Origin of the sequence: Pseudomonas syringae, from assembly GCF_023278085.1 — a bacterium.
GTDB classification, from domain to species: Bacteria; Pseudomonadota; Gammaproteobacteria; order Pseudomonadales; family Pseudomonadaceae; genus Aquipseudomonas; species Aquipseudomonas syringae_Q.
Genome location: NZ_CP066265.1, coordinates 4,435,083 through 4,451,073 on the forward strand (window position 1 = coordinate 4,435,083; position 15,991 = coordinate 4,451,073).

Below are 15,991 nucleotides of genomic sequence, written 5' to 3' on the forward strand. Positions count from 1 at the left end.
CAATGCCGCATATTTTGATCGTCGAAGACGAAACGATTATCCGCTCAGCCCTGCGTCGTCTGCTGGAACGCAATCAGTATGAGGTCAGTGAAGCGGGCTCCGTTCAGGAGGCTCAGGAACGTTTCAGCATTCCGTCATTTGATTTGATTGTCAGCGACCTGCGTCTGCCAGGCGCACCCGGCACCGAACTGATCAAGCTGGGCGAGGGCAAACCGGTGCTGATCATGACCAGTTACGCCAGCCTGCGCTCGGCCGTCGACTCGATGAAGATGGGCGCGGTGGATTACATCGCCAAACCTTTCGATCACGACGAAATGCTCCAGGCCGTCTCGCGCATCCTGCGGGATCGCCAGACCGTGAAGAGCCTGCAAGCCGAACGCAGCTCGATGGGCAAGGCAAGCGGCGCTGAAAAAGGGACTTCGCAGAACGCCAGTGGCGAGATCGGCATCATCGGTTCCTGCCCGCCGATGCTCGATCTTTACAGCAAGATCCGCAAAGTGGCTCCAACCGACTCCAACGTTCTGGTGCAGGGTGAATCCGGTACCGGCAAGGAACTGGTCGCCCGTGCACTGCACAACCTTTCACGTCGCGCCAAGGCTCCGATGATTTCGGTCAACTGCGCGGCAATTCCTGAATCGCTGATCGAATCCGAACTGTTCGGCCACGAGAAAGGCGCATTCACCGGCGCCAGTGCCGGTCGTGCCGGGCTGGTCGAAGCGGCGGACGGCGGGACACTGTTTCTCGACGAGATCGGCGAACTGCCACTAGAGGCCCAGGCGCGTCTGCTGCGCGTCTTGCAGGAAGGCGAAATCCGGCGTGTCGGTTCGGTGCAATCGCAAAAGGTCGATGTGCGCCTGATTGCTGCGACTCACCGCGACCTCAAGACCCTGGCCAAGAATGGCGAATTCCGTGAAGACCTGTTCTACCGTCTGCACGTGATCGCCCTCAAGCTCCCGGCGTTGCGAGAGCGCGGCAGCGACGTACTGGAAATTGCCCAGGCGTTTCTGCTGCGGCAAAGCGCGAAGGTTGGCCGTGACGACCTGAAGTTCGCCCCCGACGCCGAACAGGCCATCCGTCATTACAGCTGGCCGGGCAACGTGCGCGAGCTGGAAAATGCCGTGGAGCGTTCGGTGATCCTTTGCGAAAACCCGGATATTACCGCCGACCTGCTGGGCATCGACATCGAACTGGACGGTCTCGATGACGATGAGTACATGGGCATGGCCCCCCTGCCCGGCTCCTCGAACACCACCGGCAGCGAGCCGAGCGAAGACCTCTCGCTGGAAGACTACTTCCAGCACTTCGTTCTGGAGCACCAGGACCACATGACCGAAACCGAACTGGCGCGCAAGCTGGGCGTCAGTCGCAAGTGTCTGTGGGAGCGTCGCCAGCGTCTGGGCATACCGCGCCGCAAAGGAGTGGCCAGCGAAACCTGAAACCCTGCGCGAGGCTCTGGCATGCGGCGCACAGGGCGACACACAAACTGTTACCGCCAGCACTTCACGTAACAAAAGCCGGGTCTTACGGTAACGCAGGCCCGGCTTTTTTATGCCCGTTTGCGCTGACAGATACCGCTCATTGCTCGCAAAGCCCCTATTAACGGGGCTTCGCAAAAGTTGGCACAGCATCTGCAATATGTCTGGTACAAGAAGAACAACAAGCAGTACGACACCCATAATAAAAACAATACGAATCGACTCACGCATAACAAGAACAACACGGCGGAGGCGCAGCTAACTGATTCTTTTGGAGAGGAGTTGTATTTGGGGCTTGCCCCACGACCAGGCTGAGAACAACAAAAACTACCCTTAGGTAGCGCCTGAACTGGTTGGATCGAATGATCATTGCAACGCAGCGACCAAAGCAATCCGTTTGCTCTTGACTCTCGATTGAGAGGTTTCACAGACAAAAGTCTCGTGAATGGGCACTCAACAAAAACAAGAAGCCCTAACAGAAAACAACAATAAAGAGCACACACTTTGGGGGAGCTTCGGCTCCCCCAGTAGCTTCCAGGCTAAATGTGAAACCCGCTCTCGGGACATGGCTCCCGGCCATAATTGGTTCCTTCCGCGACAGCTTCCTACACCATCCCTCGACTAAATGCTAGAATCCCGACCCATCATGCGGTCATTCCCCGTTTTTGGCCGAATATTCCTTCAAACAGTGCATCCCATGCTGAAGAAGTTGTTCCAGTCATTTCGTTCCCCGCTGCGCAAACCGCAGCAACATACGCGTACCACGCCTGAGGTGCTCAACAGCGGCCAGCACTCGCTGCAGCGCGGCCAGTTCAGCCGCTATGCCGTCAATATCGTCGAGCGCCTGCAAAACGCTGGCTACCAGGCTTATCTGGTCGGTGGTTGCGTACGCGACATGATGCTCAACATCACGCCCAAGGATTTCGACGTCGCCACCAGCGCCACGCCAGAACAGGTAAGGGCCGAATTCCGCAATGCGCGGATCATCGGCCGCCGGTTCAAGCTGGTGCATATCCACTTCGGTCGCGAAATCATCGAAGTCGCGACGTTCCGCGCCAATCATCCCCAGGATGACGAAGAAGAAGACAGCAATCAGTCTTCGCGCAATGAAAGCGGACGCATTCTGCGGGACAACGTCTACGGCACGCTCGAAGAGGACGCCCAGCGTCGCGACTTTACGATCAATGCGCTGTATTACGATCCGGTCAGCGAGCGGGTTCTGGATTACGCCAATGGCGTACATGACATCCGTAACCGCCTGATCCGCCTGATTGGCGATCCGGAACAACGCTATAAGGAAGACCCGGTGCGCATGCTGCGCGCGGTACGCTTCGCCGCCAAGCTTGATTTTGGCATCGAGAAGCATAGCGCCCAGCCGATCCGCGCACTGGCGCCGATGCTGCGGGATATTCCTTCGGCACGCCTGTTCGAAGAAGTGCTCAAACTGTTCCTCTCGGGCTACGCTGCGCCGACCTTTGAAATGCTGGTCGACCTGGAACTGTTCGATCCGTTGTTCCCGGCCAGCTCCAAGGCACTGGAATACAACCCGACGTATACCCACACCCTGATCAGCAATGCCTTGCTCAATACCGACCTGCGCATCAAGCAGAACAAACCGGTCACCCCGGCGTTCCTGTTTGCCGCCCTGCTCTGGCCTGCGCTGCCGGCCAAGGTGCTGCGTGCGCAAGAGCGTGGCATGCCGCCGATTGCGGCCATGCAGGATGCTGCTCACGAACTGATCATCGAACAATGCCAGCGCATCGCGATCCCGAAGCGCTTCACGCTGCCGATCCGCGAAATCTGGGACATGCAGGAGCGTCTGCCACGTCGCTCCGGCAAACGCGCCGACCTGCTGCTGGACAATTCGCGCTTCCGTGCCGGTTACGACTTCTTGTTGTTGCGTGAAAGCGCGGGCGAGCAGACTGACGGGCTCGGTCAATGGTGGACCGACTATCAGGACTGCAACGACAGCGAACGCCGCGACATGATTCGTGACCTGAGCAACAAGCCCGAAGCCGCAGGTACTGCGCCGCGCAAGCGTCGTCGCACCAGCGGTGCCAAGCGCAAGCGCACCAGTGGCGAGACGCAAAGCGGTGAATGAACCGCTGTTGACCGGTGAACGCGTGTACATCGGCCTGGGCAGCAACCTTGCTGACCCGGCCGAGCAATTGCGCAACGCGCTCAAGGCGCTGGCGCAATTGCCCGATTGCGAGCTGGCTGGCGTATCGTCCTTCTATGTCAGCGACTCGTTACTGCCGGGCCAGCCGCGCTTCACCAATGCGGTCGCGGCGCTCGACACCTCTCTGTCGCCACTGGCGCTGCTCGACGCGCTGCAAACCGTCGAACGGGATCAAGGCCGTGAGCGCCACGAACACTGGGGGCCACGCACGCTGGACCTCGATATCCTCCTGTTTGGCGAACGCGTTATCGACGAGCCGCGCCTCAAAGTGCCGCATTACCACCTGCACGCCCGGGCGTTCGTGCTGTACCCGCTGGCAGAGCTGGCCCCCGGCCTGATTCTGGCAGATGGCCGCGAACTGAAACAGTTGCTCGGCGACTGTCCGTTTACCGGGCTGGAACGCTTGTCCGGCGCAGCTTAGCCCCAGTCTGTTACCTCACCCGTGTAACCGATCCGGCACACAGGTAACACCTGCAATTGACTTCACGCCCCCTCCTCACGAAGATAGGCCTCCCGCCGCCTGGCCACTGGCGAACGGGTGCGAAACAGGCCTTTGCAAAACACCGCGACACGACGGTGTGCCTGCTTTTCCAGAATGACTCTCACGCGCTGAATACGCTTCTTTACAGCGCCTGATGGAGGACTTTACATGCCGAACATAACCGTTACGTCGCTGCTGGCCATGAAGCAAAAGGGTGAAAAGATCACCATGCTGACCTGCTACGACGCAACCTTCGCTCACACAGCCTGCCAGGCCGGTGTCGAAGTGCTGCTGATAGGCGACTCGCTGGGCATGGTCCTGCAAGGTCATGACAGTACGCTGCCCGTTACCACCGCCGAGACGGCCTACCACGTTGCCTGCGTCAAACGCGGCAATGCGGGCGCGTTGATACTCGCCGACCTGCCGTTCATGGCCAACGCCACGCTGGAACAGACGTTCATCAACAGCACCACGCTGATGCAGGCCGGTGCGCACATGATCAAGGTCGAAGGCGCTGCCTGGCTCGGCGAATCCATTCGCCTGCTGGCCGAACGCGGAATTCCGGTCTGCGCCCATATGGGCCTGACGCCGCAATCAGTCAACGTACTGGGCGGCTACAAGGTTCAGGGTCGTCTGGAAGCCCAGGCGCGGCAGATGCGCGCCGACGCCATCGCTCTGGAACAGGCTGGCGCGGCGATGATCCTGCTGGAGTGCGTGCCAAGCGAACTGGCCGAAGAAATCACCCAGGCCGTAAAGATCCCGGTGATCGGTATCGGCGCAGGCAGCGCCACCGACGGCCAGGTACTGGTGCTGCACGACATGCTGGGCCTGTCCATCAGCGGGCGTGTGCCCAAGTTCGTGAAGAATTTCATGATCGGTCAGCCAGATATCCAGTCCGCCATTCAGGCCTACGTTACCGCCGTCAAAGACGTCAGCTTTCCGGCCATTGAACACGGATTCTCTGCATGAACACAGTCAAAACCGTCCAGGAACTGCGCGCCGCAATTGCGCGCGCGCGCGGCGAAGGCAAGCGTATCGCCTTGACGCCGACCATGGGCAACCTGCACAGCGGGCATGCCGCGCTGGTCGCCAAGGCTGCGCAGCGTGCCGATTTCGTGGTTGCGACCATTTTCGTCAATCCGCTGCAGTTCGGCCCCAAGGAAGACCTCGCGACCTACCCTCGCACACTGGCTGCCGATCAGGAAAAACTGCTGGCGGCTGGCTGCAACCTGCTGTTCACCCCCAGCGTCGAAGAAATGTACCCGCATGGCATGACCAGCCAGACCATCGTCAGCGTTCCACACTTGTCGCAAGGCCTGTGCGGTGCCAGCCGTCCCGGCCATTTCGAAGGCGTCGCCACCGTGGTCAGCAAGCTGTTCAATATGGTGCAGCCTGATCTGGCGATTTTCGGCGAAAAAGACTTTCAGCAACTGGCCGTCATTCGCGCCATGGTTCGCGATCTGAACATGCCGATCCAGATCATTGGCGAACCGACCGTACGCGCTGACGATGGCCTGGCGCTGTCATCGCGCAACGGCTACCTGAACGAAGAGCAACGCGCTGCTGCTCCTGCCCTGTATCAGGCCATTCGCCAGATCGCCGACGCCCTGCGCGCAGGCGAGCAGGACTTCGACACGCTGCTGACCGGCAAAAAGCGGCAACTGGAAGCGGCCGGTTTCCGGATCGATTACCTGGAAATCTGCGAGACCAGCAGCCTGCGTCCGGCATCAGCACAGGATCGTGACGTGGTGATTCTGGCCGCGGCGTTCATGGGCACTACGCGACTGATCGACAACCTGCACCTGACCAGAAGCTGAAGGGATGCACCTGCCAATGAACTAAGCCGCACCTGAAATGCCATACCGGTACAGACTGCCTGACGCGCAATCAACAGTATTTGAGTGAAAACCCCGGCTCCTTACGTGCGAAAAAGTACCGGGGTCAGGTAGGACGAGGCGCAGACAAACCGGTACATGCAGGGTAGTCTGCGACGTATAGCCAGTGAGACAGCTTGCAACCTCGCTCTAAAAATTCCAGGACCGAACCCGTTAAAGGAAACCCGCAGCGATGGCGTACTACCGCAATCCTTCCGATGTGACCACTCTGCCCGCGTGGCAGGCGTTGAACAAACACCGCCAAGACATGCAGGACTTCAGCATGCGCGAGGCCTTCAATGCCGACCCGCAGCGCTTCAGCCAATTCACGCTCAGCAGCGCCGGCCTGTTTCTCGATTACTCCAAAAACCTGATCACCGCAGAGACCCGCGACCTGCTGGTCAGTCTGGCCAGCGAAGTGGGCCTCAAGGACGCGATCAAGGCGCAGTACGATGGCGAACTGGTCAACTCCTCCGAAGGTCGCCCGGCACTGCACACCGCGCTGCGTCGTCCGGTCGGCGACAAGCTGAAAGTCAATGGCGTCGACGTGATGCCTGATGTCCATCGTGTGCTCAACCAGATGACCGAGCTGGTCGGCCGCATCCACGATGGTCTGTGGCGCGGTTACACCGAAAAGCCGATCACCGACGTGGTGAACATCGGCATCGGTGGCTCGTTCCTCGGCCCGGAACTGGTTTCCGAGGCGCTGGTGGCCTACGCGCACAAAGGCGTGCGTTGCCATTACCTGGCGAACATCGATGGCAGTGAGTTTCACGAGCTGTCGATGAAGATTCGCGCCGAGACCACGCTGTTCATCGTCTCGTCGAAGTCTTTCAACACACTGGAAACCCTGAAGAACGCTCAGGCTGCACGCGCCTGGTATCTGGCTCAGGGCGGCTCGGAGCAGGAGCTGCATCGCCACTTCATCGCGGTCTCCAGCAACAACGCCGCTGCAGTGGCGTTCGGCATCCGCGAAGAAAACATCTTCCCGATGTGGGACTGGGTCGGCGGTCGCTACTCGCTGTGGTCAGCCATCGGTCTGCCTATCGCGCTGGCCATCGGCATGTCCAACTTCAAGGAATTGCTGTCCGGTGCCTACACCATGGACCAGCATTTCCAGAGCGCACCATTCGAGCAGAACATGCCGGTATTGCTGGCGCTGCTGGGTGTCTGGTACGGCAATTTCTGGGGCGCACAGAGCCACGCAATCCTGCCGTATGACCATTACCTGCGTAACATCACCAAGCACTTGCAACAGCTGGACATGGAATCCAACGGCAAGAGCGTACGCCAGGACGGCACGCCCGCGCTGACCGACACCGGACCGGTGATCTGGGGCGGCGTGGGTGCCAACGGCCAGCACGCTTATCACCAGTTGCTGCATCAAGGTACACAGATGATCCCGGCCGACTTCATTGTGCCGATCGTCAGCTTCAACCCGGTTGCCGACCATCACCAGTGGCTGTACGCCAACTGCCTGTCGCAGAGCCAGGCCTTGATGATGGGCAAGACCCGCGCCGAAGCCGAAGCCGAGTTGCGTGACAAGGGCATGAACGAGGAAGAGGTGCAGAAACTCGCGCCGCACAAGGTCATCCCTGGCAACCGTCCGAGCAACACGCTGGTGGTCGAACGCATCAGCCCGCGTCGCCTGGGCGCGCTGGTGGCGATGTATGAACACAAGGTGTTCGTGCAGAGCGTGATCTGGGGCACCAACGCGTTTGACCAATGGGGCGTTGAACTGGGCAAGGAAATGGGCAAGGCGGTGTACCAGCGTCTGACTGGCGGCACCGAAGAACCGGCCGACGATGCCTCGACCCAAGGCCTGATCAACTACTTCCGCGGCCGTCACCGCGGCTGATTGCTTAGCTGACACGCGCTCAGCGCGCACCGTTATACGCAAGTTCGCTTTTGATTCTGGCCGAAGGCCGTAGGAGCGAACTTGTTCGCGAAGACAGTATTTCAGACGATACATCTTAGAGAATATACCGGCCCCTTCGCGAACAAGTTCGCTCCTACGCCCTACCGGCAGAAACCCCGCTCCAAGGGTCTTCAGGACATACGCATAACAAGGTTAGCGCGTTACGGACGCTCAACTTACCTCCCCGATGCACGAGCCCGACATGGAATTCATCCGTACCCGCATCGAAACCCAGGTCATCAGCCTTACCGGCCTGGCTCTGGGTCAGCTGGATCTGGAAAACCCCAAAGGGGATCCCGGTCTGTTTGGCCCCCAGGCGGTGTGCTGGAAGGTGCATGGCGATTTCACCAGCATGCTGGTCGGCGGCATCAGCGCCTTGATGCTGCAAGCGCTGCATCCACTGGCACTGGCGGGAATCTGGGACCACTCCAACTTTCGCCAGGACATGCTCGGCCGTCTGCGACGTACCGGGCAGTTTCTGTCCGGCACCACCTATGGCTCCACGCGAGATGCCAACTGGCTGATCGACAAGGTTCGCAATATTCACCTGAACATCGTCGGCACCGCGCCCGATGGCCGATCATACTCCGCCAGCGATCCGGATTTGCTGACTTGGGTGCATGTAGCCGAAGTCAGCAGCTTTCTCGCAGCGCATGTGCGCTACCTGAACCCGGGCATGCCGTTCGCCGATCAGGACGCGTACTACGCTGAAACAGCGCTGGTTGCCGAGCGACTCGGCGCACGCAACGTGCCACGCTCTCGGCAGGCCATCGCTGACTATCTGGCAGACATTCGCGGCCAACTGGTCTGTGACGAGCGCAGCCGCGAAGTGCTGCGCCTGCTGCTCAATGCGCCTGCACCCAACTGGCTGGCCAAGCCTTTTGGCGTGTTGATGATGCGCGCCGGTATCGACCTGCTGCCGGACTGGGCCAGCGAAATGCTCGACCTCACGCAAGGCCCCGTCAAACGCCGGATAATCCGCCTGGGCGTCAACAACACTGCGCCCATTCTGCGTTGGGCCGTGCGCGACGGATCGGCGCAACGTGCCAGACGCCGCATGGACGTTTGAGCGATAGGTGTAGGCCAGGCGTAAAACGTGACTGAGCGGTTCGCGGTTGGAACCGGCATCCCTATCTGTGCCACCATGAGCCCTCAATAACAATGAGGATCAGCGCCATGCAAGACGTCGTTATCGTTGCCGCCACCCGCACCGCCGTGGGCAGTTTCCAGGGCTCACTGGCGGCCATTCCAGCGGTCGATCTGGGTGCTGCGGTCATTCGACAGTTGCTGGCCCAGACCGGTGTGGAGGGCGCCCATGTCGATGAAGTCATCATGGGCCAGGTGCTCACCGCTGGGGCCGGGCAGAACCCTGCGCGGCAGGCGGCCATCAAGGCAGGACTGCCCTTCTCCGTCCCGGCCATGACCCTCAACAAGGTCTGCGGCTCTGGCCTCAAAGCCCTGCATCTGGCCGCTCAGGCGATCCGCTGCGGCGACGCCGAGATCATCATCGCCGGTGGCCAGGAAAACATGAGCTTGGCCAACTATGTGCTGCCGGGCGCGCGCACCGGATTGCGCATGGGCCACGCCAGCATGGTCGATACGATGATCACCGACGGCCTGTGGGATGCATTCAACGATTACCACATGGGCATCACCGCCGAGAACCTCGCGCAGCAGTACGACATCAGCCGCGAGGCACAGGACGCCTTCGCCGCGCAGTCTCAGCAGAAAGCGATTGCCGCCATCGAGGCCGGGCGCTTTACCGACGAGATCACCCCGATCCTGATTCCGCAGCGCAAGGGCGATCCCTTGTCCTTCGCGGTCGATGAGCAACCTCGTGCTGGTACCACGGCCGAAACCTTGGGCAAACTCAAACCTGCGTTCAAAAAGGACGGCACGGTCACCGCTGGCAATGCATCGTCACTCAACGACGGTGCCGCCGCCGTGATGCTGATGAGCGCTGCCAAAGCAGAACAGCTGGGCCTGCCGGTGCTGGCACGTGTTGCTGCTTATGCCAATGCAGGCGTAGACCCGGCGATCATGGGCATCGGCCCGGTCAGCGCCACTCGTCGCTGCCTGGACAAGGCCGGTTGGGCGCTGGACGAACTGGACCTGATCGAAGCCAACGAAGCATTTGCCGCGCAATCTCTGTCGGTGGGCAAGGAACTGGGGCTGGACCCGCACAAGCTCAACGTCAACGGCGGAGCCATCGCCATCGGCCACCCGATTGGCGCGTCAGGCTGCCGCGTGCTGGTAACGCTGCTGCACGAGATGATCAGGCGGGATGCGAAGAAAGGTCTGGCCACGCTGTGCATCGGCGGTGGCCAGGGGGTTGCCCTCGCGCTGGCGCGCTGAGGGCATTCAGATCAGGCGCCTGCGGGCGCCACTTCCATTTCGGCTGGCTCCGGCCGCTTGATCAGCGCATACACCACGCCGGTCAGCAAACTGCCCGCAATGATCGCCAGCAGATACAGCAGCGCATGATTGATGGCGTTCGGGATCAACATCACGAACAGGCCGCCGTGTGGCGCCATCAGCTTGCAGCCGAAATACATCGACAGCGCACCGGTCAGTGCGCCGCCGACGACGCTGGCCGGGATCACCCGCAACGGGTCCTTGGCAGCGAATGGAATGGCACCCTCTGAAATGAAGCACAGCCCCAGCACAAACGCCGCCTTGCCCGCTTCACGCTCGCTCTGGGCGAACTTGCGACGGGCCAGGATCGTGGCAATGCCCATACCGATGGGCGGCACCATGCCGGCCGCCATGGCAGTGGCCATCGGCGCGTAGCTCTGCGAGGCCAGCAAGCCGACCGAGAACGCATAGGATGCCTTGTTGATCGGCCCGCCCAGGTCGACGCACATCATTGCGCCCAGCACCACGCCCAACAGGATCGCGTTGGTAGTGCCCATGCTGTCGAGGAAGTGGGTCAGCGCTTCGAGCATCCCGGCCACTGGCTTGCCGACCACGTAGATCATCACCAGACCGGTGAACAGGCTCGACAGCAACGGAATGATCAGAATCGGCTTGAGCGCTTCGACGCTGGCAGGCAGACGGGCGTAGCGATTGATCGCTGCGGCGCTGTAACCGGCGAGAAAACCGGCAATGATACCGCCGATGAACCCCGCCCCCAGCGTGCTCGCCAGCAAACCACCAATCATTCCCGGCGCAAGGCCCGGGCGGTCAGCGATGGAATAGGCGATGTAACCGGCCAGCAACGGCACCATCAGTTTGAAGGCGGCTTCACCGCCAATCTGCATCAACGCCGCAGCCAGTGTGCCCGGCTCCTTGAACGCGGTAATGCCGAACACGAACGACAGTGCGATCAGCAAGCCACCGGCAACCACCATCGGCAGCATAAACGATACGCCGGTCAGCAAATGCTTGTAGACCCCGGTCTTCTCTTGTCGGGCGGGCGATTTGGCAGTCGCCGAATCAGACTCGACCTGCCCCTCCGCCAAGGCTTTTTTCAGGGTGGCTTCGGACTGCTTCAGCGCAATCCCGGTGCCGCAACGGTAGATTTTCTTGCCGGCAAAGCGATCCGTGTTGACCTCGATGTCGGCGGCCAGTAACACCACGTCGGCGTCGGCAATGGCTTGAGCGCTGAGCGGATTGCGTGCGCCGACCGAGCCCTGGGTCTCGACCTGCAGATCATAGTTCAGACGCTTGGCAGCCTGCTGAATCGCCTCGGCAGCCATGAACGTGTGAGCGACGCCGGTCGGGCACGCCGTGATCGCCACAATGCGCGGTTGCGCACCGGCACTGCTGGCCGCGTCAGAAGCGACCGCCTGCGACGCCACATGCACCTGCGCTTCTTTTACAGCACGCTGTAAAAAGCCATCGACGTCCTGCAACGCGTGCGCTGGCGAGTCTTGAAACAGACGCTTGCCGATAAAACGATCCAGCTCCACCGGCCCGGTATTGACCACCAGCACCAGATCAGCGGCCTGAATATCCTCAGGCGACAGCTGCTGATCGGCCTTGTTAGGGTCGATGATTTCGACGCTGGTTTCCCAGCCTTGGCGCAGTGCGGCCGCTTCGAGCAATCGTGCACTGAGTACGCTGCTGACCTTGCCGTTCGGGCAGGCCGTAACTATGGCTAACTTCATGACGATCCTCTCTTATTGTTCTGTCAGGCTGCGTACAGTGACGCCGCCTTCAAGCCGTTTGAGTTGGGCGGCATCGGTGATGCCGAAACCGATCTGGGTCACGGCCATCGCAGCGATTGCCGTGGCGGTGCGCAGGGTTTTCTGTGGATCGTGGCCGCCGATCAGGCCGTGAACCATGCCCGCCAGCAGCGAATCGCCGGCACCCACGGTACTGGCAACGGTGACTTTGGGCGGCAGCGAATGCAGGGCCAGGTTCGGACTGAACCAGTGCACGCCTTCGGATCCCTGAGAGATCACCACATGCTCGATGCCCTGAGCGTGCAGACGGGATGCTGCTTGGGCTTGTGCGTCAATGGAAATGATCGGTGCGTCGAGGGCTTCGGCCAGTTCTTCGGTATTGGGCTTGATCAGCCACGGCCCGGCCGCCAGACCGGCCCGCAAGGCCAGACCACTGCTGTCCAGCGCCACTTTCAGACCGAGGTCCTTGAGCATCAGCAGCAGCTTCTGCAACCACTCGGGAGTGACGCCGCGCGGCAGACTGCCCGCCACCACCACCACATCGAAACCCGCTGCGATCTGCTGAACGCGCGCAAACAGCGCCTGCTGGGCGTCTTCACTGACCTGCGGGCCGGGGCCGTTCAGGTCGGTGATCCGGCCACTGCCTTCGGCCAGCTTGATGTTGCTGCGGGTTTCGCCCGGCACACGCACGAACTCGTCGACAAAGTTGCGCCGCTCGAACAACGCCTCGAACGCCTGCTGGTTATCGACGCCGAGGAAACCGGCAACGGTCAGGTCGTGGCCGAGGTCAGCCAGCACCTGCGCCACGTTGAGCCCTTTGCCTGCGGCATGGGTCAGCATCGCATTGCTGCGATTGACCTGCCCCAGCTCCATCTGCCCCAACTGCACGGTCAGGTCCAGCGCCGGGTTCATGGTCAGGGTAAGAATCTTCGCCATTACAAAGCCTCCACAAGCGCACGGACTTCGGCAGCGCTGCCCGCCGTCAGCGCATTTTGCGCCAGTTGCTGAGCAGTGCTCAGGGTCAGTTCACGAACGCAGGCCTTGACCTCGCCAATGCTGCGCGCCGACACACTCAATTCATCCACGCCCAGCCCGACCAGAATCGGCACGGCCAGCGGATCAGCCGCCAGTTCGCCGCAGACCCCCACCCACTTGCCGTTGGCATGCGCGGCACGCACGGTCATGTCGATCAGTTGCAGCACCGAAGGGTGCAGCCCGTCCGCCTGCGCCGACAACGTCGGGTGACCACGGTCGATGGCCATGGTGTATTGGGTCAGGTCATTGGTGCCGATGCTGAAGAAGTCCACTTCCTTGGCCAGTACCGGCGCAATCAAGGCAGCCGAAGGCACTTCGATCATGATCCCCAGTTGCAGATCGCTGACCGGAATCTCTTCGCGCAGACGCTGGGTCATGTCGCGCGCCTGACGCCATTCTTCAAGGGTGCCGATCATCGGGAACATGATGCGCAACGGGCCACTCTCAGCCGAACGCAACAAGGCGCGAAGCTGGCTTTCCATGACGTCCGGACGCTGCAGGGTCAGGCGGATACCGCGAACCCCGAGAAACGGGTTTTCTTCCTTGTCGATCGGCCAGTAAGGCAATGGCTTGTCACCGCCAACGTCCAGGGTGCGCACCACCAGCGGACGCCCGCCGAGGTCGGTGAGGACGCGGCGATATTCAGCTTCCTGAGTCGCTTCGTCGGGTGCCTGGGAATGCGCCATGAACAGCAATTCGGTGCGCAGCAGGCCGACGCCTTCTGCGCCCTGCTCCACCGCAGCCGGGGTGCCGGTGCTGTCGCCAATGTTGGCGAAAACTTCCACGGCGTGGCCGTCGCGGGTCACGGCGGGTTCCATGCGCGCGGCCGCGGCAGCCTTGAGGCGCTCCTCGCGGGCATCGCGGTCCTGAACCGCACGCTGCAAGGTCGCCTCGTCAGGCGCAACCGTCAGGCGGCCGCGCTGGCTGTCGAGCAGCAGCACCGTGCCGGGCTTGAGCAACAACACGTCGTCACCGGCACCAACCAGCGCGGGAATGCCAAGCGCACGGGCCACAATGGCGCTGTGCGCGGTCGCGCCGCCGCGAGCGGTCAGAATGCCGGCGACCTGCGCCGGATCAAGGCGTGCGACGTCGGACGGCCCGACTTCGTCCATCACCAGAATGTAAGGCTCGTCCGGCGCGGCGACGGTTTCAACGCCGCAGATCTGCGCCAGCACGCGGCGTCCCACGTCACGCAGGTCGGCAGCACGCTCGGCCAGCAGGGCATCTTTCAGTTGCTCCTGCTGTACGGCAGCCGCTTCAATAACCGCCGCCCACGCGGCAGCTGCACTTTCATTGTCGTTCAGACGCTGCTCGACCTCGCCGGTCAGCTCCGGGTCGTCAAGCATCTCCTGGTGGGTGATGAAGATTTCGCGGATGGCCTTGGACTTACTGCGTTGAATCAGGTTTTCAATGTCGCGCCGCACTTCGCCGATTGCGCTGTGCAGACGCTCGCGCTCGGCCGCGACCGATTCGCCCTTTTGCGGGTAATCAAAGGTCTGCAATACCTGCACGTGCGCCGGGCCGACAGCGATGCCGGGGGACGCAGACACAGCCTGCAATACACTGCCCGCAGCCGGTGCGTTCAACGGTTTGGCGATGGCAGCAGGCGTCGGTGCTGCCTGAGGCTCGGCAACGGCAGGCAAAGGTTCGACTTCTTCGCCAAGCCCCTGCTCTACCGCAGCGATCAGCGCAGGCAAGGCGTCGGCAGCAATCGACGGTTCAGCGATGAATTCCAGCGTCTGACCACGACGAGCGCCGAGGCTGAGCAGCTTGCTCAAGCTCTTGGCCGACACCGCAGCCTCGCCGGTCTCCAGCACACGCATGCGGATCTCGCCGTCGAACTCCTTGGCCAGTTGCGCCAGGATCTTGGCCGGGCGGGCATGCAGGCCATGGGCGTTAGCCAGCTGAATCTGACGGGTCGGCCATTCCGCAGGCAACTCACCCCCCAGCGCTTCGAGCACCACACGGCTGTTGGTGGCGTGGCCCAGCTCGTGGCCGCGACCTTCGATCAGCAACAGGCACAGACGCTCAAGCAGCGCCTGATGCGCCTCACCCAGGCTGGCAAGACAGAACAGGCCAGTCAAAGGCTGGCCCAGATAACGAATCGGTTTGTCGGGCGTGACGAACGCCAGACCGGGACGCTTCACGGTCTGCTCACTGTGCAGCCACCACAGGCCATCACCCAGCGACAGCGCTTCGACCTGCTGAAGTACGGCGGCGAAACCGTTGCTTACACAATCGGCCTTGCGCAGCAGACGTGCGCCGCGCCATACCAGCTCTTCAAAATCATCGGCCGATACGCCGAGGCTGATCATCTGTGCGTCGAGCGCCAGTTCCTGTGGCGCGCCCTGCAACAGTTGCAGCAGGTCCTCAGGGGTTTTCGCCTCACGCAGCGCCGGGCCGAGATCTTCTTCACCCAGCGCGCGGGTCAACAGCTGCAACAGACGTAAATGCTCATCGGATTTGGCTGCGATACCGATCGCCAGGTAGACGATCTGGCCGTTGCCCCAATCCACCCCTTCGGGGAATTGCATCAGACGTACGCCGGTGGTGAACACCAGATCGCGGGTTTCGGGCGTACCGTGCGGGATGGCGATGCCCTGCCCCAGAAAGGTCGAACCTTGCTGCTCACGGTTCATCAACCCGGTGAGGTAGCCTTCCGCTACCAGACCATCGGCGACCAGGTGGTCAGCAAGCAGCTTAAGTGCGGCAGTCTTATCCACGGCCGACTGCGCCATGGATATTTGCTCCAGAGTAAGTTCGAGCATTGCCTTGACTCCTGTGCGGCGCCAAGGCGCCACCTGATTCTTGTTTTAATGACGATCATGGGTGATCGACAGCGTAGGAAAATAAAGCGACACCTATCGGACATCACTTTCATCTGGATTGCAGCAGACAACAG

Annotated in this window: 11 protein-coding genes; 8 read left to right on the forward strand and 3 right to left on the reverse strand. The window is 61.4% G+C overall.

Translation table 11 applies throughout. From position 1 onward, the window contains the following. Positions 1-2: 2 nt before the first annotated feature. From I9H07_RS19785 to I9H07_RS19820, 8 genes are all read left to right on the forward strand, one after another. A complete protein-coding gene (locus I9H07_RS19785; RefSeq protein WP_236423995.1) occupies positions 3-1,436 on the forward strand; it encodes a sigma-54-dependent transcriptional regulator in 1,434 nt (477 codons plus the stop codon). Positions 1,437-2,172: 736 nt separating this feature from the next. After that, positions 2,173-3,576 carry a polynucleotide adenylyltransferase PcnB gene (locus I9H07_RS19790; RefSeq protein ID WP_058391495.1) on the forward strand — a complete coding sequence of 468 codons (1,404 nt, stop codon included), beginning with the start codon at positions 2,173-2,175 and terminating at the stop codon, positions 3,574-3,576. Next, positions 3,569-4,075, forward strand: coding sequence for a 2-amino-4-hydroxy-6-hydroxymethyldihydropteridine diphosphokinase (gene folK / locus I9H07_RS19795; RefSeq protein ID WP_236423994.1), 507 nt, complete (start codon positions 3,569-3,571; stop codon positions 4,073-4,075). Before I9H07_RS19790 ends, folK begins: the two co-directional genes overlap by 8 nt. A gap of 228 nt (positions 4,076-4,303) precedes the next feature. Beyond that, positions 4,304-5,104 (forward strand): 3-methyl-2-oxobutanoate hydroxymethyltransferase, encoded by an 801-nt coding sequence (gene panB, locus I9H07_RS19800; protein WP_058824639.1) that lies wholly within the window; start codon positions 4,304-4,306, stop codon positions 5,102-5,104. After that, positions 5,101-5,952: a pantoate--beta-alanine ligase gene (gene panC, locus I9H07_RS19805; protein WP_058824640.1), complete on the forward strand. Its 852-nt coding sequence runs from the start codon at positions 5,101-5,103 to the stop codon at positions 5,950-5,952. Before panB ends, panC begins: the two co-directional genes overlap by 4 nt. Positions 5,953-6,202: 250 nt before the next feature. Next, positions 6,203-7,867, forward strand: a complete 1,665-nt coding sequence (gene pgi, locus I9H07_RS19810) for a glucose-6-phosphate isomerase (RefSeq protein ID WP_058824641.1) — start codon at positions 6,203-6,205, stop codon at positions 7,865-7,867. Positions 7,868-8,129: 262 nt separating this feature from the next. Beyond that, positions 8,130-8,996 (forward strand): oxygenase MpaB family protein, encoded by an 867-nt coding sequence (locus I9H07_RS19815; RefSeq protein ID WP_236423992.1) that lies wholly within the window; start codon positions 8,130-8,132, stop codon positions 8,994-8,996. A 107-nt stretch (positions 8,997-9,103) separates the two neighbouring features. Further along, positions 9,104-10,282 carry an acetyl-CoA C-acetyltransferase gene (locus I9H07_RS19820; protein WP_058391501.1) on the forward strand — a complete coding sequence of 393 codons (1,179 nt, stop codon included), beginning with the start codon at positions 9,104-9,106 and terminating at the stop codon, positions 10,280-10,282. An 11-nt stretch (positions 10,283-10,293) separates the two neighbouring features. Here the strand turns inward: I9H07_RS19820 and I9H07_RS19825 are convergent, their stop codons facing one another. From I9H07_RS19825 to ptsP, 3 genes are read right to left on the reverse strand one after another with little or no spacing between them, the layout of a single operon-like run. After that, complete coding sequence (locus tag I9H07_RS19825; protein ID WP_024674309.1) at positions 10,294-12,036, reverse strand: PTS fructose-like transporter subunit IIB; 1,743 nt, start codon at positions 12,034-12,036, stop codon at positions 10,294-10,296. Between the two features lie 12 nt (positions 12,037-12,048). Beyond that, positions 12,049-12,990 (reverse strand): 1-phosphofructokinase, encoded by a 942-nt coding sequence (gene pfkB / locus I9H07_RS19830; RefSeq protein WP_024674308.1) that lies wholly within the window; start codon positions 12,988-12,990, stop codon positions 12,049-12,051. Beyond that, positions 12,990-15,857, reverse strand: coding sequence for a phosphoenolpyruvate--protein phosphotransferase (gene ptsP / locus I9H07_RS19835; RefSeq protein WP_236423990.1), 2,868 nt, complete (start codon positions 15,855-15,857; stop codon positions 12,990-12,992). Before ptsP ends, pfkB begins: the two co-directional genes overlap by 1 nt. Positions 15,858-15,991 lie beyond the last annotated feature (134 nt).

Bases quoted from the DNA above. Each gene is read 5' to 3' on its own strand.
- I9H07_RS19785 (WP_236423995.1), top strand. From the start codon at position 3: ATGCCGCATATTTTGATCGTCGAAGACGAAACGATTATCCGCTCAGCC.
- I9H07_RS19790 (WP_058391495.1), top strand. From the start codon at position 2,173: ATGCTGAAGAAGTTGTTCCAGTCATTTCGTTCCCCGCTGCGCAAACCG.
- panB (WP_058824639.1), top strand. From the start codon at position 4,304: ATGCCGAACATAACCGTTACGTCGCTGCTGGCCATGAAGCAAAAGGGT.
- panC (WP_058824640.1), top strand. From the start codon at position 5,101: ATGAACACAGTCAAAACCGTCCAGGAACTGCGCGCCGCAATTGCGCGC.
- pgi (WP_058824641.1), top strand. From the start codon at position 6,203: ATGGCGTACTACCGCAATCCTTCCGATGTGACCACTCTGCCCGCGTGG.
- I9H07_RS19815 (WP_236423992.1), top strand. From the start codon at position 8,130: ATGGAATTCATCCGTACCCGCATCGAAACCCAGGTCATCAGCCTTACC.
- I9H07_RS19820 (WP_058391501.1), top strand. From the start codon at position 9,104: ATGCAAGACGTCGTTATCGTTGCCGCCACCCGCACCGCCGTGGGCAGT.
- I9H07_RS19825 (WP_024674309.1), bottom strand. From the start codon at position 12,036: ATGAAGTTAGCCATAGTTACGGCCTGCCCGAACGGCAAGGTCAGCAGC.
- pfkB (WP_024674308.1), bottom strand. From the start codon at position 12,990: ATGGCGAAGATTCTTACCCTGACCATGAACCCGGCGCTGGACCTGACC.
- ptsP (WP_236423990.1), bottom strand. From the start codon at position 15,857: ATGCTCGAACTTACTCTGGAGCAAATATCCATGGCGCAGTCGGCCGTG.